The 19,401-nt window shown below is 66.2% G+C and carries 20 protein-coding genes; 14 read left to right on the forward strand and 6 right to left on the reverse strand.

Features of this window, described 5'->3' with window-relative positions; genetic code table 11:
• Positions 1–15: 15 nt before the first annotated feature.
• The 4 genes from E8M01_RS20155 to gcvA form a co-directional block, all read right to left on the reverse strand.
• Positions 16–816 (reverse strand): TIGR02391 family protein, encoded by an 801-nt coding sequence (locus E8M01_RS20155; protein WP_136961772.1) that lies wholly within the window; start codon positions 814–816, stop codon positions 16–18.
• A gap of 30 nt (positions 817–846) precedes the next feature.
• Positions 847–1,350, reverse strand: a complete 504-nt coding sequence (locus E8M01_RS20160; RefSeq protein WP_136961773.1) for a GNAT family N-acetyltransferase — start codon at positions 1,348–1,350, stop codon at positions 847–849.
• Positions 1,347–1,634: a type II toxin-antitoxin system TacA family antitoxin gene (locus E8M01_RS20165; RefSeq protein ID WP_136961774.1), complete on the reverse strand. Its 288-nt coding sequence runs from the start codon at positions 1,632–1,634 to the stop codon at positions 1,347–1,349. The genes E8M01_RS20160 and E8M01_RS20165 overlap by 4 nt, the downstream gene beginning before the upstream one ends.
• Before the next feature lie 222 nt (positions 1,635–1,856).
• Positions 1,857–2,783: a transcriptional regulator GcvA gene (gene gcvA / locus E8M01_RS20170; RefSeq protein ID WP_136961775.1), complete on the reverse strand. Its 927-nt coding sequence runs from the start codon at positions 2,781–2,783 to the stop codon at positions 1,857–1,859.
• Between the two features lie 154 nt (positions 2,784–2,937).
• Here gcvA and E8M01_RS20175 point away from each other — a divergent pair, with 154 nt between their 5' ends.
• Positions 2,938–4,152, forward strand: coding sequence for an acyl-CoA dehydrogenase (locus tag E8M01_RS20175; RefSeq protein ID WP_136961776.1), 1,215 nt, complete (start codon positions 2,938–2,940; stop codon positions 4,150–4,152).
• A 74-nt stretch (positions 4,153–4,226) separates the two neighbouring features.
• Positions 4,227–5,411, forward strand: a complete 1,185-nt coding sequence (locus E8M01_RS20180) for a CaiB/BaiF CoA transferase family protein (protein ID WP_136961777.1) — start codon at positions 4,227–4,229, stop codon at positions 5,409–5,411.
• 21 nt (positions 5,412–5,432) lie between these two features.
• On the opposite strand, the gene E8M01_RS20185 is transcribed toward E8M01_RS20180, so the two are convergent.
• Entirely contained in the window at positions 5,433–6,140 is a 708-nt protein-coding gene (locus tag E8M01_RS20185) for a GntR family transcriptional regulator (RefSeq protein ID WP_170181987.1), read from the reverse strand.
• 308 nt (positions 6,141–6,448) lie between these two features.
• Here E8M01_RS20185 and E8M01_RS20190 point away from each other — a divergent pair, with 308 nt between their 5' ends.
• Genes E8M01_RS20190 through E8M01_RS20210 form a run of 5 tightly spaced genes read left to right on the forward strand, consistent with a single transcriptional unit; the run spans position 6,449 to position 12,036 of the window.
• Positions 6,449–7,567 (forward strand): ABC transporter substrate-binding protein, encoded by a 1,119-nt coding sequence (locus E8M01_RS20190; RefSeq protein ID WP_170181988.1) that lies wholly within the window; start codon positions 6,449–6,451, stop codon positions 7,565–7,567.
• 46 nt (positions 7,568–7,613) lie between these two features.
• Complete coding sequence (locus E8M01_RS20195) at positions 7,614–9,266, forward strand: amidohydrolase (RefSeq protein ID WP_215908776.1); 1,653 nt, start codon at positions 7,614–7,616, stop codon at positions 9,264–9,266.
• Complete coding sequence (locus E8M01_RS20200; RefSeq protein WP_136961780.1) at positions 9,263–10,114, forward strand: ABC transporter permease; 852 nt, start codon at positions 9,263–9,265, stop codon at positions 10,112–10,114. Before E8M01_RS20195 ends, E8M01_RS20200 begins: the two co-directional genes overlap by 4 nt.
• Positions 10,114–10,902 (forward strand): ABC transporter permease, encoded by a 789-nt coding sequence (locus E8M01_RS20205; RefSeq protein ID WP_136961781.1) that lies wholly within the window; start codon positions 10,114–10,116, stop codon positions 10,900–10,902. Before E8M01_RS20200 ends, E8M01_RS20205 begins: the two co-directional genes overlap by 1 nt.
• An 18-nt stretch (positions 10,903–10,920) precedes the next feature.
• Positions 10,921–12,036 (forward strand): ABC transporter ATP-binding protein, encoded by a 1,116-nt coding sequence (locus tag E8M01_RS20210; protein WP_136961782.1) that lies wholly within the window; start codon positions 10,921–10,923, stop codon positions 12,034–12,036.
• Positions 12,037–12,052: 16 nt separating this feature from the next.
• On the opposite strand, the gene E8M01_RS20215 is transcribed toward E8M01_RS20210, so the two are convergent.
• Positions 12,053–12,970 carry a LysR family transcriptional regulator gene (locus tag E8M01_RS20215; protein ID WP_136961783.1) on the reverse strand — a complete coding sequence of 306 codons (918 nt, stop codon included), beginning with the start codon at positions 12,968–12,970 and terminating at the stop codon, positions 12,053–12,055.
• 107 nt (positions 12,971–13,077) lie between these two features.
• Here E8M01_RS20215 and E8M01_RS20220 point away from each other — a divergent pair, with 107 nt between their 5' ends.
• From E8M01_RS20220 to E8M01_RS20250, 7 genes are all read left to right on the forward strand, one after another.
• Positions 13,078–13,701, forward strand: a complete 624-nt coding sequence (locus tag E8M01_RS20220) for a glutathione S-transferase family protein (protein ID WP_136961784.1) — start codon at positions 13,078–13,080, stop codon at positions 13,699–13,701.
• 8 nt (positions 13,702–13,709) lie between these two features.
• Positions 13,710–14,624: a pyridoxamine 5'-phosphate oxidase family protein gene (locus tag E8M01_RS20225; protein WP_136961785.1), complete on the forward strand. Its 915-nt coding sequence runs from the start codon at positions 13,710–13,712 to the stop codon at positions 14,622–14,624.
• 162 nt (positions 14,625–14,786) lie between these two features.
• Positions 14,787–15,920, forward strand: coding sequence for a mandelate racemase/muconate lactonizing enzyme family protein (locus E8M01_RS20230; RefSeq protein ID WP_136961786.1), 1,134 nt, complete (start codon positions 14,787–14,789; stop codon positions 15,918–15,920).
• Positions 15,907–16,953, forward strand: a complete 1,047-nt coding sequence (locus tag E8M01_RS20235; protein WP_136961787.1) for an ABC transporter ATP-binding protein — start codon at positions 15,907–15,909, stop codon at positions 16,951–16,953. Before E8M01_RS20230 ends, E8M01_RS20235 begins: the two co-directional genes overlap by 14 nt.
• Positions 16,950–17,936, forward strand: a complete 987-nt coding sequence (locus tag E8M01_RS20240) for an ABC transporter ATP-binding protein (protein WP_136961788.1) — start codon at positions 16,950–16,952, stop codon at positions 17,934–17,936. The genes E8M01_RS20235 and E8M01_RS20240 overlap by 4 nt, the downstream gene beginning before the upstream one ends.
• Positions 17,917–18,906 carry an NAD-dependent epimerase/dehydratase family protein gene (locus E8M01_RS20245; RefSeq protein WP_170181989.1) on the forward strand — a complete coding sequence of 330 codons (990 nt, stop codon included), beginning with the start codon at positions 17,917–17,919 and terminating at the stop codon, positions 18,904–18,906. The genes E8M01_RS20240 and E8M01_RS20245 overlap by 20 nt, the downstream gene beginning before the upstream one ends.
• On the forward strand, positions 18,899–19,357 hold the full coding sequence (locus E8M01_RS20250; RefSeq protein ID WP_136961790.1) for a RidA family protein: 459 nt from the start codon (positions 18,899–18,901) through the stop codon (positions 19,355–19,357). The genes E8M01_RS20245 and E8M01_RS20250 overlap by 8 nt, the downstream gene beginning before the upstream one ends.
• Positions 19,358–19,401: the final 44 nt, after the last annotated feature.

Raw genomic sequence — 19,401 nt, forward strand, 5'->3', positions numbered from 1 at the left:
TGGTGTATCCCGTTTTTATGGGCGCGGAGGCATAGTGGCCGCGTCTATGCGTCGATGTATCAATGACACCAGTGAAAACAAATCTTCCGCATCCTCCTTGGACATCTGCCAATGGATGCGGGCGGCATGGGCAGTGGGATTGCGGAACATGCCAAATATCCCTTTCAGAAGATTGACAAAGCCCTTTTGTTCACTGTGTTCGCTCTCCGAACTCAGCGTGTTGATGGCCAGCATCGGGGCCGGCCCGCCGAAGGCCCGATCAGCAAGCCCACTGCCGTCATCGGTCAGGCCCGTGCGGGCTCGGATTTTGTCCGCGACGCTTTTGACTGCCTCCAGCACAGCATGAAAATAATTGTCCGCTAGCAGTTCCTGTTTGCAGAACCGCAACACATCGGGATGGACGCCACGGCTGATCAGATCGGCGCGAAGCTCCCGCGCGCGCCGGGCGGCATCAGACAATGTTCTCGCTTGTTCGACGGTTTCAAGCTGGCCGGTTGCATCAATGGCGAGGCCAGCAAAGGCCAAGGCCCGGTTAAGATTGAGCCGCATCGGCTCGAACCGTTCGGATTCCCGCGCGAACCGCTCGGGCTTCATCGCCTTGCGGATAAACGCGATCACATGCATCCGATCTTGCCGTGTGTTCTGATCATGGGCGAACGCATTGTAGAGACGATGCCGCTTGGTCAGGGCTGGATCCGTGTCATTGATTTTGGAGCTGGCAAGCAGGTGGCCGATCTCGCTTCCGCTAAGGCCGTCGCGCGTGTCGCCGAGCGCGTCGGCGATGGCTTGCAGCTGGGATTGGGTGAATGTCGCCATGGGGTCTTCGCACCGCCTTTGGATGACCGATCAGCCGAGAAGCTTCATTGCGGTGGCGATGGGCAGGAACAGGCTCATCGGTCGGCTGGCGAAGGGCATGAAGCCAAAATGCCGGTAGAAGGCCGCAGCGCTTTCATCCTTGGCATCGACCACCATCGTGAACACCGCGGCCTCGGCCCGCACCGCGCGCTGGATCGCATCGAACAGAAGCGCCGCGCCGAGGTCTCGTCCGCGATATTGGCGATCGACGGCGAGCCTGCCGATCAGGGCTGCCGGGAGCACAGGATAGCGCGGCAGGCGTTTGGTCTCGGCCTCGGGGAGGTCGAGCACCGGAATGCTGGCGGCTGCGAGCGTATAATACCCGGCGATGATGGCACCCTCTGCCGGAGAGGCGACAAAGCAGTTTGAGATGTGACGGCGCACATCCTGGCTGGCCTGATTTTGCAGGTAGCGGTCAAGCGCATCGACGCCGCAGGAGAAAGCCAAGCGATCGTGCTCGGGTGCGAGGGATCGGATAATGAACGATGCCGTCACCGCGATTCCAGCACCAGGCGATGATGGGCGTCGCGGGCACGGCGCAAAGCAGCGGTGGGTTCGGGCGGATTGAGCAGCGCTTGCGCAAGCGCGCGCTGGTCATCAACCGAAAGCCGGATGATCTGTGTCTCAGCAATCGTCTTCTGCGCCGCCTCTTGGGCCGCGGCGACGACGAAGTCACTGAGGCTGCGCCCTTGTATTTCGGCGGCACGCTTGAGGACGGCGAGGGCGTCCGGCGATACCCGTGCTTCAAGCCGGGTGGAACGGGTAGAGTTCTGGCGCATCCTTTTTCTCCTCCCTATAGTGTACGGTAATTTGCCGGACATTTCAAGAAAAGTGACCCGCAAAGACAAGGGCCATGGTCCGGTGCAGGTGGAGCGAAATTTCCCTGGCGAGACGTTGGCCTTAGGGCTCTCAGGAGAGCGCGGAGGCTTTCCCCCTGAGGGTCCGAGGGTGCGGCAGCGGCACGATCCCTGTGCAGGGCCGCGCCGTGCTGTCCGGCCGTCTCAAACAGGGAGGCTGGCGGGCTCACTCGTGCCGGCCTCTTTCGCTTGCCCGACGATCCAGTCGCGGAACGCCCTGACCAGCGGTGCCTCGGCCTTGTGCTCGGGGCAGACGAAATAATAGGCCTTGGTCGAGATCAGCGTCTGCGGGAACAGCACGTCGAGCCGGCCGGAGGCAAGATCCGCCTCGACCAGGATATGCGGCACCAGCGCCACGCCGAGGCCGGCGACCGCGGCCTCGGCAACCATGGAAAATTGCTCGAAGCGATGGCCGCGCAGCGCCTGGGGCGCCTCGACGCCGGCCTGCTCGAACCATTCCGCCCAGGCGGTCGGCCGGGTCATCTGCTGCAACAGGCTGGTGCGGGTGAGGTCGCCAGGCGCTTCGATCGTGTGCGCGGCGCGATAGCCGGGGCTGCACACCGGTACGCTCTCCTCGATCATCAGGTGCTCGCAGACGGCGCCGGCCCAGTCCGGCCGGCCGACATGGATCGCGGCGTCGAATGGTTCCTGGCCGAAGTCGAAGGGCGCGACGCGCGCCGTGCAATTGACGATCACGTCAGGATTGTCGCTGAGAAAGCCTGACAGCCGGGGGATCAGCCAGCGGGCCGCGAAGGTCGGCAGGACGGCGAGGTCGAGCACGCCGCCGGCGCCGGCATAGGCCATCATCTTGTGGGTTGCATCCGACACGCCGGTGAGCGCCTGGCGAAGGTCGCTCGCATAGATGCGGCCGGCATCGGTCAGCACGATGCGCCGGCGCACCCGGTGAAACAGCGCTACCCCCAAGGTCGCTTCCAGGTGCAGGATCTGGCGCGATACCGCGCTCTGCGTCAGATGCAGTTCTTCCGCCGCGCGCGATATGCTGCCATGGCGGGCTGCGGCCTCGAAGGCCAGGAGATTGCCGACCCCGGGGAGGAAACTGCGTCGGAGCATATCCATTCCTGTTTGGAATGATCTTTGTCGAACATGTCGCTTTTCGCCGGCGCCGTCCAGCTGTATGGAGCGCCATCCGAATGGGAAGAACCGCAGGCTCGATGGCAAGTGCGCAAAGGCGCGGCCTGGAGCGCACAACCAAGGAGAATGTTTCATGGCCGCTCAGCTGAAAGCCAAGGACCGTCCTGATCTCGCCGAGTTCTCCTGGGACGATGCCTTCCTGCTCAACGACCAGTTGACCGAGGACGAGCGACTGATCCGCGACGCCGCCCGCGCTTATGCGCAGGAAAAGCTGATGCCGCGGGTCTCCGAGATGTATCTGGAGGAAAAGACCGACCGCTCGATCTTCAACGAGATGGGCGAGATGGGTTTCCTCGGGCCGACAGTGCCGGAAGAATATGGTGGCGCCGGCGCCAATTATGTCAGCTACGGCCTGGTGGCGCGCGAGATCGAGCGGGTCGATTCCGGCTATCGCTCGATGATGAGCGTGCAGTCCTCGCTGGTGATGTACCCGATCTATGCCTATGGCTCGGAAGAGCAGCGCAAGAAATATCTGCCGAAGCTCGCATCCGGCGAATGGGTCGGCTGCTTCGGCCTGACCGAACCCGATGCCGGTTCGGATCCGGCCGGCATGAAGACCCGCGCCGAGCAGGTCGCCGACGGCTACCGCCTGACCGGCTCGAAGATGTGGATCTCCAACTCGCCGATCGCCGATGTCTTCGTCATCTGGGCGAAGTCGGCGGCCCACGACAACAAGATCCGCGGCTTCGTGCTGGAAAAGGGCATGAAGGGCCTGACCGCGCCGAAGGTTGGTGGCAAGCTGTCGCTGCGCGCGTCGATCACCGGCGAAGTGGTGATGGACGGCGTCATCGTGCCGGAAGAGAACCTGTTGCCCAACGTCTCCGGCCTGAAGGGGCCGTTCGGCTGCCTCAACCGCGCCCGCTACGGCATTTCCTGGGGCGCGCTGGGGGCTGCCGAGGACTGCTTCCACCGGGCCCGCCAATATGGCCTGGACCGCAAGCAGTTCAACAAGCCGCTGGCCCAGACCCAGCTGTTCCAGAAGAAGCTCGCCGACATGCAGACCGAGATCTCGCTCGGCCTGCAGGCGTCGCTCCGCGTCGGCCGGCTGTTCGACGAGGGCAGGGCGGCGCCGGAAATGATCTCGATCGTCAAGCGCAACAATTGCGGCAAGGCGCTCGACATCGCCCGCCAGGCCCGCGACATGCATGGCGGCAACGGCATCCAGATCGAATATCACGTGATGCGCCACGCCCAGAACCTGGAGACGGTCAACACCTATGAGGGAACGCATGACGTTCATGCGCTGATCCTCGGTCGCGCGATCACCGGTCTGCAGGCATTCTTCTGAGCCCAGTATTCTTCTGAGCCCAGCATTCTTCTGGGCCAGCAACGAAAACCAACCGCATCGGGAGCAAGCCGGGAATGACGACGAAACCTCTTGCCGGCCTGCGCGTGCTCGAACTGGCGCGCGTGCTGGCCGGTCCGTGGTGCGGGCAATTGCTCGCCGATCTCGGCGCCGATGTGGTCAAGGTGGAACGGGCGGGCGTCGGCGACGACACCCGCGAATGGGGGCCGCCCTTTGTCGAGGACAAGGACGGCGGTTATCACGGCTCGGCCTATTATCACTCGACCAATCGCGGCAAACGCTCGATCGCACTCGACTTCAACAGTGCCGACGACCAGGCGACCATCCGGCGCTTCGCCAAACATGCCGACGTGGTGATCGAGAACTTCAAGGTTGGTGGCCTGGTCAAATATGGCCTCGACTATCCGAGCCTCAAGGCGGTCAACCCGCGCATCGTCTATTGCTCGATCACCGGCTTCGGCCAGACCGGGCCCTATGCGCCGCGCCCGGGTTATGACTTCATCATCCAGGGCATGGGCGGCATCATGTCGCTGACCGGCGACCCGCAGGGCGAACCGCAGAAGGTCGGCGTCGCCTATGCCGACATCTTCACCGGCGTCTATTCCACCGTCGGCATCCTGGCGGCGCTGCGCCAGCGCGACGCCACCGGCCAGGGCAGCCATATCGACATGGCACTGCTCGATACCCAGGTGGCGCTGCTGCAGAACCATTCGATGAACCACATGATCGCGGGCGTCGATCCCAAGCGCATGGGCAATGCCCACGCCAATCTGGTGCCCTATCAGGTGGTGCCGGTCAGCGATGGCCACATCATCCTGGCGACCGGCAATGACGGCCAATATCGCCGGACCTGCGAAGTGCTCGGCGTGCCGGAACTGGTCACCGATCCGCGCTTCGTCGACAACGAGCAGCGGGTCAACAACCGCGACCTGCTGATGCCGCTCCTGATCGCGCGCACGGTTCTGTTCGCCAAGGCCGACCTGATCGAGAAGCTCGAGGCGGCCGGCGTGCCGGTCGGTCCGATCAACACCGTGCCGGAAGTGTTCAGGGATCCGCAGGTCGTCGCCCGCGGCATGCGTGTCGACCTGCCGGCGCCCGAGACCCGGGCCGGCACCTTGCCGAGCGTGCGCCAGCCGATCGTCATCAATGGCGAGCGGCTTTATGGCGCCCATGCCTCGCCGGCGCTCGGCGAGAACCAGGACGACGTCATGAACGACCCGAACTGGGGCGCGGGGGCCTGAGGCCACCCGCGGCCAGCCCCCTCAAACCTCGGCCAGTTCGGCGGTGATGACCGCCTTGGTGAAGGCCTCCATCGCTTCCAGGAAGGCCTCGGTCGCGGCCACCGCCGCGGCCTCGTCGCCGCGACCGATCGCCTCGATCGCCTCGGCATGCGACAGCGCGATCGGCACGTTCGTCGTTTCGAGATGGGTGAAATAGAAGCGGCGTGAATGGGCGTGGATCGGCGCCAGCGCGGCGGTCAGATATTTGTTGGCGGCCGCCTGTAGCGATAATTCCTTGAACTGCCGATCCACCGCCATCAAGGCCAGCTTGTCGCGGGTCTCGCCGGCAAGGCGCATGGCGGCAGCAAGCTGCAGGAACTTCTGCCGTTCGGCGGTGTTGGCGCGGCGGGCGGCCCTGCGGGCGACCAGCCGTTCGAGATCGTGACGCACCTCCATGACCAGCAGCTGGCTGCGAAAATCGACCTTGGTCACGAACACGCCGGAGCGGGGCAGGATGTCGACCAGGTGGTTCTCGCGCAGCTTCTGCAAGGCTTCGCGGATTGGCGTGCGGCCAAGCCCCAGCGCCTGCGCCAGCATCTGCTCGGACAAGCGCGTCGCCGGCACCAGCTTGCCGAGGATGATCATCTCCTCGAGCCGGGCATAGGCCTCGGCCGCCATGGTCTTTGGGTTCGTCACGGTCTTGGGGTTCGTCATGGTCTTGGGGTTCGCCATGGTCTTGGGGTTCGCCATGGTCCCGCGCCGGCGCGGAGGGGCAGTGGTCAGGCTCGCCATGGATCTCCCCGAAGACGCGGCGCGCCAGCGGTGGTCCGCGCCTCATCGACCGTCTCATCGCCTCGCATGACTAACATGTCAATTGGCGGATTGAAAAGTGCAGTGATTACCGCATCATCGCTGACACTGGCAGGAATGCCGAAATACCTGTGATTGACAAGGCTTTCGGCTTCGGCAATCAATTGCAAACTGACATGTCAGATAGAAATAGAGCGGTCACGCTGGGCATTCGGACGCCGGCGAAGATCATTCGGCAGGAGGGAATGATGACGGGCAGGATCGACTATCTCGGCGACGCGTTGCAGGTGGCGGTGGAGCGGGCGAGGGCCGGCGCCATCGACCGGCGTCAGTTGCTGCAACTGGGCGCCTTGTTCACCGCCGCCGGCATCGGCGCCGGCATCGACCCGGCCAAGGCGCAGACTGCGGCGAAAGAGATCGTCTTCGCCATGTGGGGTGGTGACGCCGAGGCGGCCTATCAGAAGGTCTGGGGCGAACCGTTCACTGCCAGGACCGGCGTCAAGGTGGTGATGGACGGCACCGGGCCGTCGCCCGGCCGGGTTCGCGCCATGGTCCAGGCGCGCAACGTCACCTGGGACATCATCGACGGCGGCGTCGGTACCCAGGCTTCGCTCGGTGCTGCCGGCGTGGTCGACGAGATCGATTATGCCGTGGTCGACCGGGCAAAGGCGCTGCCTGGCATGGACTACCGCTGGGGCGCCACCGTCTTCGTCTATGGTTCGGTCCTGACCTTCGACTCCAGGGCCTTCGGCGGCAAGACGCCGCAGAGTTGGGCCGACTTCTGGGACGTCAGGACATTCCCCGGCAAGCGCGTGCTCTACAAATACATGGCCGGCGCATTGGAAGCGGCGCTGCTCGCCGACGGCGTGCCGCTCGACAAGCTCTATCCGCTCGACGTCGACCGGGCTCTGAAGAAGATCGCCGCGATCAAGGATCACCTGGTGCTGTGGGATACCGGTGCCAGCAGCCAGCAGCTGTTCCGCGATGGTGAGGTCACCATGGGCCAGCTCTGGCATACCCGCGCCAACCTGCTGCAGGAGGAATCGGGCGGCCGGTTCCGCTACACCTTCAACCAGGGTATGCTGCAGCCGGGCGTCATGTCGGTGCCGAAGAACAATCCGGCGGGCAAGGTCGCCATGCAGTTCCTCGCCGCGATGCAGGACCCGCAGGCGCAGGTGAAGCTCTTGGAACTGCTCGGCAACGGCCCGGCCAACCCGGCCGCCGACGGCACCTATGGCGAGGCCCTGGGCAAGAAGAACCCGGGACATCCTGACAACCGCAAGCTGATGGTGTTGCAGAACGCCGATTGGTACGGCGCCAACATCATCCCCGTCACCAAGCGCTTCCTCGACCTCATGGCGTCCTGAGCGCCGCTTAATCGAACCGCCGCCGGTCCGGTCGGGCCGGCGGTTCATGTCCTGCTTTCATGAAGCCATGCTGATGACCCGGCCCGCCGATACCATCGTCACCCGCGCCAAGGTCGCGACGATCGATGCCGCCATGCCGTTCTGCGAGGCGGTGGCGATCTCCGGCGGCCGTATTGTTGCCGTCGGCAGTGCCGCCGAGGTGGCGGCCTTCGCCGGCCCCGATACCGAGATCATCGATGCCGGCGGACGCACCGTGCTGCCGGGCTTCATCGAGAGCCACTGCCATGCCGACGTCTATGGCGCGCGCGTGCATCGTTGGGCCGATTTTTCCTGGCCCAGGGTCGGATCCAAGGACGACGTGCTGGCGAAGATCGCGGCAGCGACACCCGACCTGCCGCCGGACGCCTGGTTCGTTGGTTTTCGTTATGACGACAACAAGCTCGGCGGCTTCCCGACCATCGACGAGCTCGATCGGGTCGGCAACGGGCGCCCGGTCTTCATCTACCGCACCGACCATCACAATGGTGTCGTCAACAACGCCGCATTGGTCCGCTCAGGTCTTGCCGAGGCCGTGGAGGATCCGCCCTTCGGCCGGATCGATCGCGATCCGGCGACCGGCCGGCCGACCGGCTTGCTGCGCGAGAACGCCGCCTATGTGGTGGTCGACGAGATCAGCAAGGATTACACCGTCGGCGACTTCACCAAGGGTCTGAAGCAGGTCTTCGCCGAGTTCCTGAGCTATGGCATCACCTCGATCCACAATTCGCTGACCCAGTCGAACGGCATCCGCGCCTACCAGGACATGCGGGCGGCCGGCGAGTTGCCGTTGAGGGTCGGCATCATGGTCAGCGGCAAGGAAAACGGCCTGGTCGAATCCTATATTCGCGCTGGTATCCGGTCCGGCCTCGGCGACGAATGGGTGCGCATCATTGGCGTCGAATGGTGCCCTGATTGCTCGACCACCGGGCGGACCGCGGCCTATTACGAGCCCTATGTCGGCGCCAAGGTGCTGGGCGAGCCCGAGCACAATACCGGCATGCTGCTCTATTCGAGCGAGGACTTCGCCAAACGCGTGATGGATGCGACGGCGGCCGGCCTTGCGGTTTTCGCCGACGGCATCGGCGACCGTGGCATCGACTATGTGCTCGACGCCTTCGAGGCGGCGCTTCATGCCTATCCCAACTCCGACAGCCGCATGCGGGTCGAGCACACCTGTTACGCCACGCCCGCGATCCGCGAGCGCATGCGCCGGTTGAACGTCATCCCGTCATCGGCCGCCGCCTTCCTCTACGATCTCGGCGACGGCTATATCCGGGTGCGCGGCGAGGCTGCGATGCAGGACATGTGGCCGCACCGGTCCTGGAAGGAGCTGGGCGTGGTAGCGCCGGCCCATTCCGACGCGCCGATCTGCCACCCCAATCCCTTGCGCGGCATCTACGCCCTGGTCGCACGCAAGACCGATACCGGGCAAAGCCTCGGGGCCGCGGAGGCGATCAGCGTCTGGGACGCGGTGAAGGCCTATACGCTCGACGGCGCCTATGCCGGCCGCGAAGAAGCCCTGAAAGGCAGCATCGAAGTCGGCAAGCTCGGTGATCTCGTCATTCTCGACGAGGACATTTTCGGCGTCGACGTCGAGCGCATCCCGCATATCAAGGTCAGCCGCACCATCGTCGGCGGCAAGACGGCCTATCGGGCATGACTGGCAGCCTCGACCACCGCACGCGCCTGGCGCTCGTCATGATCGCTCCGGCCGTGCTCATGATCGTCCTGCTCTATCTCCTCCCGCTCCTGCGCATCCTTGGACTGAGCTTCACCGAGGAACCGGGAGCGTTGGCCAATTACAGCCAGCTGTTCACCTCCGATGTCCTTGGCCGGGTGATCTGGACGACCCTGCGCATCTGCGTCATCACCACCGCCATTACCCTCGTCGTGTCCTATGTCATGGCGGCGGCGCTGACGCTCGCCGCGCCACGGATGCGCGCGATCATGTTCGTGCTGGTGCTGCTGCCGCTCTGGCTGTCGGTGCTGATCCGCGCCTTCGCCTGGGTCTCGGTGCTGCGCGGCAACGGCGTCCTGAACAATGCCCTGGTCTCGCTCGGTCTGATCGGCGCGCCGCTCAGCCTGGTACGCAACGAGACCGGCGTCATCATCGGCATGGTCCACTACATGCTGCCTTTCGGCATCCTGCCGCTCTATGCAGGCATGCGGACCATCGATCCGCGCGTGCTGAACGCCGCCCGCAGTCTCGGCGCCAACGGCCTGACCGTGTTTCGCCGGGTGTTCTTTCCGCTCACCGTGCCGGGCCTGTTCTCGTCCTTCATCCTCACCTTCGTGTTCTCGCTCGGCTTCTATGTGACGCCCGCCATTCTTGGCGGCGGCCGGGTGATGATGGTCGCCGAATATATCAGCGTGCAGGTGCATGAGACGCTGGAATGGGGCACCGCCACCATGCTCGCCTCGGTGCTTCTGCTCACTGTCTTCGCGGTGATCTTCGCGGTCGGCCGCTTCGCCGACTGGGACAGCCTGGTCGGCAAGGGGGACGAGTGATGGAGGCCGCCGCCCGTCCACGGCTGAGCCGGCTCGTCGTCCTCGGCTTCGGTTGGCTCGGCCTGATCTTTCTGCTGGCGCCGCTCGCCGTGGTGTTTCCGGTCTCGCTGACACCGGAGCGCTATCTGTCCATGCCGACCAACGGCATCTCGTTCCAGCACTATGCGAAGCTCGTCACCGATCTGCGCTGGTCGCAGAGCATCCTGACCAGCCTGGCGATCGCCACCCTCACCACGGTGCTGGCGACCCTGCTCGGCACGCTCTGCGCCATCGGCTTGTGGCGGCTGAACTCCCGGCTGACCCGCTATCTGCGCGTGATGATCCTGGCGCCGCTGATCGTGCCGCCGATCGTCCATGCATTGGCCTTTTACCGGACCTGGATCGACCTCAACTGGCTCGACACGCTGATGGGCGTGGTGGTCGCCCATACGGTCATCTGCATTCCGCTTGTGCTGATCACCGTCTCGACATCGCTCAGCGGCTTCGACCGGCGCCTGGAACAGGCGGCTCGCAGCCTCGGCGCGTCGCCTGTCACCGTGCTGCGGCGCATCGTCGTGCCGAACATCGCCCCCGGCATCCTGTCCGGCGCGGCCTTTTCCTTCGTCACCTCATGGGACGAAGTGGTCGCGGTGCTGTTCCTGACCAGCCGCAAGGTCGTCACCTTGCCGATCGTCATCTGGAACAGCCTGACCGAACGTGTCGATCCGGCGGTCGCCGCCGTCTCCGCCGTGATGATCCTCGCCACCCTCGTCGCCGTCGCCATCCGCCTGACCCTCCGCAAGGTCTGAGGCGCCAGGCTGGGATCCATGTCCGAAAGAACCATCGTGACCGACCAGAGCCAAGCCTTCCTCGCCGTCGATCGCCTGTCGAAGCGCTATGGCGACATCGCAGCCATCGACGACATGTCGCTGGCCATTCCACGTGGCGAATTCCTCACCTTGCTCGGGCCCTCCGGGTCGGGCAAGACGACCCTGCTGATGGCCATTGCCGGCTTCGTCACGCCGAGCGCCGGTTCGATCCGGCTGGAGGGACGCGAGATCGGCGGCCTGCCGCCGGAAAAGCGCGACCTGGGCGTGGTGTTCCAGGGTTATGCCTTGTTCCCGCACATGACGGTCGCCGAGAACATCGCCTTTCCCCTGGAGGTGCGCCGGCTGCCGCGTGCCGAGATCGACCGGCTGGTCGCCGCCGCGCTCGACACCGTCCAGCTCGGCCAGCATGCGGCGCGCAGGCCGGCGCAGCTTTCCGGCGGCCAGCAGCAGCGGGTGGCGCTCGCCCGCGCCCTGGTGTTCTCGCCGCCGCTGATCCTGCTCGACGAACCCTTGAGCGCACTCGACAAGCAGTTGCGCGGCCAGTTGCAGGAGGAGCTGAAGAGCCTGCATCGCCGGCTCGGGGCAACCTTCATCAACGTCACTCACGACCAGGACGAGGCTCTGTCCATGTCGACCCTGATCGCCGTGGTCAATCACGGCAGGATCGTCCAGGTCGGCACGCCGCTCGACGTCTATGAGCGGCCGCGGACCGTGTTCGTCGCAAACTTCGTCGGTCGTAGCAATATCGTCGAGGCCGAAATCAAGGGTGGCGAGGGTGATGGTCGCATCGCCCTGGCCGCCGCCGGCACCACCCTCATTTCCAGCAACCCGGCCGGCCAGGCCGCCGGCACAAAAATCGCGGTGAGCCTCAGACCTGAAAAGCTCACCGTTGGCCTCGGCGATGCGGAGGGCCCGAACCGCATCCGCGGGACGATCGCCGACTACACCTATCACGGCAACAGCACCCAGCTCGTCGTCGCCACGCCTCTCGGTGCGTTGCGTGTCGAGGAGCAGACCTGGCGCATCGGTTTTCCCCTGGCGAACGGCCTCGCGGTATCGCTGAGCTGGGCCGAGGATGCGCCTGTCATCGTCGCGCCCGATCAGGCGGCCTGATGGCGCCGGGCGACCGTCAACTTTTGCCGCCGCCGGTGGATCGCTCCGGCCGGATCACGCTCAACCGCTCCAGCGCCGCGGCGGCGTGATCGAGGAAGGCGCGGACCTTGGGCGCCATGTTGCGGCTGCTCGGCACCACCAGGTGGACCGGCAGAGCCGGCGGCTCGAACTCCGGCAGCAAGCGGATCAGCGACCCCTCCGCGATCTCCTCGGCGACCTGATAGGACAGCACCCGGCCAATGCCGCGCCCGGTGCGGATCGCCATCAGGTTGGCGTCGACGTCATTGCCGGAAAACCGGGGCGACAGCCGCGCCACCGGGCCCCGATTGGTCGCTCCGAAACGCCATTCCTGCGCCATGATCAGCCCGGTGATCGTTTCGTGCCGGCTGAGATCGGCCGGCTGTCGCGGCATGCCGCGCCGTGCCAGATAGTCGGGACTGGCCACCAGGGTGCGCCGGACCTCGCCGACGCGCCGCACCACCAGGCTGGAATCGGCGAGCTGGCCGATCCTGACCGCGACATGCACGTCTTCTTCGATCAGGTCGACATTGCGGTCGTTCAGCAGGAGCTCGGCCTGGACCAGCGGATGCTGGTCGAGAAAGTCGGTGATGACAGGCGCGACATGCCGCCGGCCGAACACCCGCGGCGCGGTGACCCTGAGCAGGCCGCGCGCCTCGGTGGCCGCGACGCCGCCGATCGCCGTCTCGTAATCGCCGATCAGCCGCCGCGCATGGTCGGCGAGGTTGCGGCCGGCATCGGTCGGCGTCAGGCGCCGGGTGGTCCGTTCGACCAGCCGGACGCCGGCGCGTTCCTCCAGCCCGTTCAGGGCCCTGGTGACCGCCGGTGCCGAGCGCCTGAGCCGGCGCGCCGCCGCGATCAGGCTGCCGGTGTCGATAATGGTGACGAAGACGGTCAGCTCGTCGAGACGGTCCATCGATCATTCCGAAAACTGAAATTTTGACTTTCCATTTTTTAGAATTCTATTCGAAAGACGCAACAGTCATTCTGCGGTCCTCGTTAGCCCCTGGAGGAGCCGCCCCGATGTCCGAACCGACCATCACGCTTTATGGCACGCCGCTGTCCGGCCACGCCCACCGCGTCGAGCTGCTCCTGCTGACCTTCGGTCTGCCCTATCGCTATGTCACGGCATCCGCCGATGTGCGCCGCTCCGCGGAATTCCGCGCGCTCAACCCGCTCGGCCAGATCCCGGTGCTGCAGGATGGCGATCTGACGCTCGCCGACAGCAACGCCATCATGGTCTATCTGGCCGGTCGCTATGCCCCTGACAGTGCCTGGCTGCCGAAACAACCGGTTGCCGCCGCGCAGGTGCAGCGCTGGCTGTCGATCGCCGCAGGCGAAGTGATGTATGGCCCCGCGACCGCCCGGATGGCGCTGCTCTGGGGCATGCCCGGCGACCCGGTCCGGGCGGCCGAGATCGCCGCGCGGCTGCTGGCTTTCATGGACGGGCATCTGGCCGGCCGATCCTATCTTGCCGCCGATCATCCAACCATCGCCGATCTCGCCTGTTATTCCTACGTGGCCCATGCGCCCGAAGGCGGCATCCCACTCGATCCCTATCCGGCGGTGCGGGCCTGGCTTGCCCGCGTCGAGGCCTTGCCGCATTTCAAGGCCATGCCGCGTTCGCCTTTACCCCAGGTCGCGTGAGGCATGTCATGGACATCTCGCCTTTTCATGCCGGTGAAGTGAAGGCCCAGGAGCTTGCCGGCGTCGGCTCGCGCGGCGCCGGTATTCGGGACTTCATGCCGGACCAGCACCGCATCTTCTTCGGCCACTTGCCCTACCTGTTCCTCGGCGTGCTCAACGCCGCGGGCTGGCCCATGGCCACCATGCTGACCGGCGCGCCCGGTTTCGTCGCAAGCCCGGATCCGCGAACCTTGCACATCGCTGCCGTGCCGGATGCGCAAGATCCGGCGGCCGGCCTGATCGGCGCGGGCGCCGCCGCCGGCCTGCTCGGGCTCGATCTCGAAACCCGCCGGCGCAACCGGGCGAACGGCGTCATCACGGCAAGCGACGCGGCCGGCATGACCGTCGACATCCGGCAGAGCTTCGGCAATTGCCCGCAATATATCCAGACGCGCGATCTCAGGCAGGCCGTCGCGGCACCTGGGCCTGTCGAACGGCTGGCAACACTCGGGGCTGCGGCGCGCGCCATGATCGCGGGCGCCGACACCCTGTTCGTGGCGAGCAGTTCCGGGCCCGGTATCGATGCCGCCGGCGGCGTCGATATCTCCCATCGCGGCGGCCGGCCGGGCTTCGTCCACATCGACGCGGACCGGCTGACCATTCCCGATTTCAGCGGCAATCGCTATTTCAACACGCTGGGCAATCTGTTGGTCGAGCCGCGCGCCGCCTTGCTCTTCGTCGATTTCGACCGCGGCGACCTGCTGCAATTGCAGGGCCGGACCGAGATCGTCTGGGCCGGCGACGATATCGGCCGGATCGCCGGTGCCGAACGGCTCTGGCACTTCCACGTCACCGCCGGCTGGTTCCGGCCCATGGCCTTGCCGCTGCGCTGGTCGTTCAACAGTTTCGCGCCGACCACCGAGCGCACCGGCACCTGGGCCTGATCCGCCACCGTGGTTCAGCTGGACGGTTTCTCCTGCGTGCGGCGCCGCGCATAGGTGGAAATAGCCCTGACGGTCTTGTGCTCGTTTTTGAATTGGCTCACTATTGGCCTCAATTGATCCGGCATTGGCCGCCACATGGGCGGCACGCCGGTGGAGGCGCGCATGGTGATCCAGGATATTTCTTTCGTCCCGCTGCAGGCGCAGCTTCCTGGCGGCGGCGCCTATGGCATGTCCAAGTCGCTGGCGACCGCGCGCGCCACCACATTGGTCCGGCTGAAACTCGCCGACGGCACCGAGGGCATTGGCGAGGCCTGGGGCATGCCGCAGGTCAATCTCGCCTATCTGCCGCTGCTCAAGGGCTATCTTGTCGGGACCCATGTGCTCGACATCGAGCACGCCTATTCGCTGATGCTCGCCCGCCACTATCATTTTGGCGTCCAGGGTCCGCTGACCTGGTGCATTTCCGGCATCGACATGGCGGCCAAGGATGCCGCCGGCAAGATGCTGGGACAGCCGGTCCACCGCCTGATCGGCGGAAAGCAGGCCGACAAGGTTCATATCTACGCCTCGGGCGGCTACCTCACCGAGAACAGCGCCCGCGATTTCGAGCCGCAGATCGAGGCCATGGCCAAGGGCGGCCATCGCGCGGTGAAGATCAAGATCGGCGTCTCTCCGGCCTCCGACGAAGAGCGCGTGGCGACCGCCCGGCGCATGCTGGGCCCGGATGTCGACATCATGGTCGACATCAATTCCAACTATACGCTGGACCTGGCGCGCGAGAGCATCACCCGGCTCGCGCCTTACAAGATCGGCTGGGTCGAGGAGCCGCTCAGCCCGCAGGACGTCTCCGGTTACGAGATCCTGCAGCGCTGGAGCCAGGTGCCGATCGCCACCGGCGAGGCGCTCTACACCGCCTTCGATTTCAAGCGGCTGATCGACCGGCGCGCTGTCGACGTGATCCAGCCGGACCTGTCGCTCTGCGGCGGCTTCTGGCAGGGCAAACAGATCGCCCAGCTCGCCATGATGGATCACCTGCGCCTGTCGCCGCATGTCTGGGGCAGCGGCGTCGGGCTTGCCGCCGCCGTCCATTTCGTCGCCTCCCTGCCGGTCTATCCGCACACCAACAATGTGCCGCGGCCGACGCTGGTCGAATATGATCTCGGCACCAACCCCTTGCGCGACTCGATCCTGAAGAACCCGCTGAAGCCCGTCGACGGCGTCATCGTGGTGCCCGACGCGCCGGGCCTCGGCATCGAGGTCGACTGGGATGCGGTGGAGCGCCATGCTCTCCGCTGACGTCAGCCCCAAGGCCGCTGCCGGTCGCCGGCCGGTTCTCGAGATCGACGATCTCAAGACCTGGTTCCATACCGATGCCGGCATCGTCAAAGCCGTCAATGGCGTGACCCTGTCGGTCGCCCATGGCGAGACATTGGCGATCGTCGGCGAATCCGGTTCGGGCAAATCGGTCACCGGCCTCACCGTCATGCGGCTGCTCGGCCGCCAATCTTCTGGAGGTGCACGCGGCCGGGTCGAGGGCGGCAGCATCCGGTTCCAGGCGCGCGACGGCGAACCGGTCGACCTCATCGGCGTGTCGGATGCCGAGATGGCGCGCATCCGTGGCCGCGACATCGCGATGATCTTCCAGGATCCGATGTCGAGCCTCAATCCGGTGTTTCCGATCGGCGACCAGATCGCCGAGCCGATCCGCATCCACAAGCGGGTCGACCGGCGCAAGGCGCGGCAAATGGCGGTCGACCTGTTGCGCGACGTCGGCATCACCGACCCGGACCGGCGCGTCGACGCCTTTCCCCATCAGCTCTCGGGCGGCATGCGCCAGCGCGTGATGATCGCCATCGCACTCGCCTGCGACCCGGTCCTGCTGATCGCCGACGAGCCGACCACGGCGCTCGACGTCACCATCCAGGCGCAGATCATCATGCTGTTGAAGCGCCTGCAGCGCGAGCGCGGCATGGCGCTGATCTTCGTCACCCACGACCTGAAACTGGTCGAAGAAATCGCCGACCAGGTCGCCGTCATGTATGCCAGCCAGATTGTCGAGCAGGGGCCGGCGAGCGCCGTGCTGGCCCATCCGCGCCACCCCTATACCAAGGCGCTGCTCGCCTGCACGCCGCATGGTGCCGGCCACGGCGCGCGGCTGGTGCCGATCCCCGGTGTCTTGCCGAACCCGCTCGATCCGCCCGCCGGCTGCCGCTTCCATCCGCGCTGCAGCCTGGCGGTGGCGGAATGCGCCGCGACCTTGCCGGTGCTCGAGACGGTCGGCGCCGACCATGTCGCACGCTGCTTCCGCTGGCGCGAGCTCGCGTCATGACCAGCGCCGCTATTGCCCAGGCCACCGAGCCGAACCCGGACCAGCCCTTGCTGGCGGTCGAGGGGCTGACCAAACATTTCGGCGCGAGCCCGGCGGTGCGCGCCGTCCAGGACGTGTCCTTCACGCTCGACAAGGGCAAGGTGCTGGGTGTCGTCGGTGAATCCGGATCCGGCAAATCGACCATTGGCCGCCTGGTTCTGCGCCTGCTCGAACCGGCCGCCGGCACGGTAACCTATGCCGGCCAGGATATCGGGGCCTTGGCGCCACGGGAGCTCAGGCGCTTCCGCCGGCACATGCAGATGGTCTTCCAGGATCCCTTCGCCAGCCTGAACCAGCGCATGACCGTCGGCGATGCGCTGGTCGAGCCGATCCGGCTGCATCGCGGCCTCGGCAAGGCGGAAGCACTTGCCGAAGCCGGCAAGCTGCTCGAGCGGGTTGGCCTGACCCGCGAGCATCTCGGCCGCTACCCGCGCGCCTTTTCCGGCGGCCAGCGCCAGCGCGTGGCGATTGCTCGCGCCTTGGCCTCCAATCCGAGCTTCATCGTCGCCGACGAGCCGGTCTCGGCACTCGACGTGTCGATCCAGGCGGAGGTGCTCAACCTGCTGCAGGACCTGCAGCGCGACCTGTCGCTGACGCTGATGTTCATCAGCCACGACCTGTCGGTGGTCGAGGTCATTTCCGATCGGGTCATGGTGCTCTATCTCGGCCGCGTCATGGAGCTCGCGCCGAGCACCGAACTGTTCGCGCGGCCGGCCCATCCCTATACCGCGGCGCTCATGCATGCGGCGCCGGGCGCGGCGCGCGCCGCCAAGCGGATCATGCTGTCGGGCGAAATCCCGAGCCCGAGCGCGCCGCCGTCCGGCTGCGTCTTCCGCACCCGCTGCCCCTTCGCCCTGGCCGACTGCGCCAAGGTCGTGCCGGCCTTGCGCGAAATCTCTCCCGATCATTGGAAAGCCTGTATCCGTGACGATCTCGCGCTCTGACAGGACGGGCCGGGACACGGCCCCGACCGTGCTGGTCGCCGGCGGCCGCGGCTTCGTCGGGTCCCATGTCGTTCGCGCGCTGGCCGGCGCCGGCTTTCGCCCGGTGCTGTTCGGGCCGGCCATGGCGGAGGACCGGCTCGCCGATCTCGCCGGCCGCTATGACGAGATCCAGGGCTCGATCGAGGACCGCGCCGGGCTCGCGGCGGCCTTCGCCGAGGCCCGTCCGTCCCTGGTGGCCTCCTGCGTCGCTCATGGGGTCGGCAAGCTCGGTCTGATGCGCTCCGGCGAAGCGGAGGCCGACGCCGCCTTCGCGGTCAACGTGGCAGGCCACGGCAAGCTGATCGACGCCGCGCGCGCGGCCGGCATCCGCCGCCTCGTCTGGACCAGTTCGACCGTGGTTTATGGGCCGGCCTCCGACTATGCCGACGGCCCTGTCGACGAGGACGACCGTTCGGCGCCAACCACCACCTATGGGTTGACCAAAGCGATGGCCGAGGCGCTCTCGGTCTTTCATGCCCGCCGCCACGGCCTCGACATCGTCGGGCTCAGGCTGCCGCTGATCCTGGGTCCCGGCCTCTGGTACCAGGGCGCGGCGAGCGCCATTGCCGACGTCTTCGCCGCCGCCCGCGGCGGTCAGGCGGCGCGCATCACCTTTCACGACCGGCCGGTCGACCTGATGCATGTCGCCGATGTCGCCGACGCGGTTCTGGCCGTGCTGGCCCATGCGGGGCCGCTCGAGCCGGTCTATAATCTCAAAGGTTTCGAGGCGAGCCTGCCCGATCTGATCGCCGCGGTGCAACGGCAGGCGCCGGGCGCCCGGATCAGCCTCGACCGCATCGAGCCCGCCTTGCTGTTTCCCCTGATCGACGGTGGCCGGCTCGCCGCCGCGACCGGTTTTGTCGCCCGCCATGATCTCGACGGCCTCGTCCGCGCCCTCCTGTCCCCGGAAGCCGAGCACATCCATGATTGACCAACGCCTCGCCGAACTCGGCATCACCTTGCCCGAAGCCGCGGCGCCCTCGTTCAACTATGTGCCGGTGACGCTGCATCGCGGCGTCGCTTATGTCGCCGGCCAGATGCCCAAGGTCGACGGCGAAGTGCGGCTGCACGGCAAGGCGGGCGCGGCGGTCTCGCTCGATCAGGCGCGCGGCGAGGCGCGCATCTGCATCCTGCAGGGGCTGGCCTGCCTGAAACAGGCGCTCGGCTCGCTCGACCGCATCGAGCGGGTGCTCAAGGTGACCGGTTTTGTCGCCTCGGCGCCCGGCTTCAACGACCAGCCGAAAGTGCTCGACGCGGCCTCCGACCTGCTCGGTGAGATCTTCGGCGAGGCCGGGCGCCATGCCCGCTCGGCGGTTGGCGTCGCCGAGCTGCCGCGCAATGCCGCGGTCGAGATCGAACTGGTCGTGGCCTTCCGCGAATAGGCCATTCACGTCACGACGATCCCGGGCGGGCCGCTCAGGGATCA

Origin of the sequence: Phreatobacter stygius, from assembly GCF_005144885.1 — a bacterium.
GTDB lineage: Bacteria > Pseudomonadota > Alphaproteobacteria > Rhizobiales > Phreatobacteraceae > Phreatobacter > Phreatobacter stygius.

Bases quoted from the DNA above. Each gene is read 5' to 3' on its own strand.
- E8M01_RS20165 (WP_136961774.1), bottom strand. From the start codon at position 1,634: ATGCGCCAGAACTCTACCCGTTCCACCCGGCTTGAAGCACGGGTATCG.
- E8M01_RS20155 (WP_136961772.1), bottom strand. From the start codon at position 816: ATGGCGACATTCACCCAATCCCAGCTGCAAGCCATCGCCGACGCGCTC.
- E8M01_RS20200 (WP_136961780.1), top strand. From the start codon at position 9,263: ATGACTGGCAGCCTCGACCACCGCACGCGCCTGGCGCTCGTCATGATC.
- E8M01_RS20205 (WP_136961781.1), top strand. From the start codon at position 10,114: ATGGAGGCCGCCGCCCGTCCACGGCTGAGCCGGCTCGTCGTCCTCGGC.
- E8M01_RS20180 (WP_136961777.1), top strand. From the start codon at position 4,227: ATGACGACGAAACCTCTTGCCGGCCTGCGCGTGCTCGAACTGGCGCGC.
- E8M01_RS20250 (WP_136961790.1), top strand. From the start codon at position 18,899: ATGATTGACCAACGCCTCGCCGAACTCGGCATCACCTTGCCCGAAGCC.
- E8M01_RS20185 (WP_170181987.1), bottom strand. From the start codon at position 6,140: ATGGCGAACCCCAAGACCATGGCGAACCCCAAGACCATGACGAACCCC.
- E8M01_RS20215 (WP_136961783.1), bottom strand. From the start codon at position 12,970: ATGGACCGTCTCGACGAGCTGACCGTCTTCGTCACCATTATCGACACC.
- E8M01_RS20195 (WP_215908776.1), top strand. From the start codon at position 7,614: ATGTCCTGCTTTCATGAAGCCATGCTGATGACCCGGCCCGCCGATACC.
- E8M01_RS20240 (WP_136961788.1), top strand. From the start codon at position 16,950: ATGACCAGCGCCGCTATTGCCCAGGCCACCGAGCCGAACCCGGACCAG.
- E8M01_RS20235 (WP_136961787.1), top strand. From the start codon at position 15,907: ATGCTCTCCGCTGACGTCAGCCCCAAGGCCGCTGCCGGTCGCCGGCCG.
- E8M01_RS20230 (WP_136961786.1), top strand. From the start codon at position 14,787: ATGGTGATCCAGGATATTTCTTTCGTCCCGCTGCAGGCGCAGCTTCCT.
- E8M01_RS20190 (WP_170181988.1), top strand. From the start codon at position 6,449: ATGACGGGCAGGATCGACTATCTCGGCGACGCGTTGCAGGTGGCGGTG.
- E8M01_RS20175 (WP_136961776.1), top strand. From the start codon at position 2,938: ATGGCCGCTCAGCTGAAAGCCAAGGACCGTCCTGATCTCGCCGAGTTC.
- E8M01_RS20220 (WP_136961784.1), top strand. From the start codon at position 13,078: ATGTCCGAACCGACCATCACGCTTTATGGCACGCCGCTGTCCGGCCAC.
- E8M01_RS20210 (WP_136961782.1), top strand. From the start codon at position 10,921: ATGTCCGAAAGAACCATCGTGACCGACCAGAGCCAAGCCTTCCTCGCC.
- E8M01_RS20225 (WP_136961785.1), top strand. From the start codon at position 13,710: ATGGACATCTCGCCTTTTCATGCCGGTGAAGTGAAGGCCCAGGAGCTT.
- gcvA (WP_136961775.1), bottom strand. From the start codon at position 2,783: ATGCTCCGACGCAGTTTCCTCCCCGGGGTCGGCAATCTCCTGGCCTTC.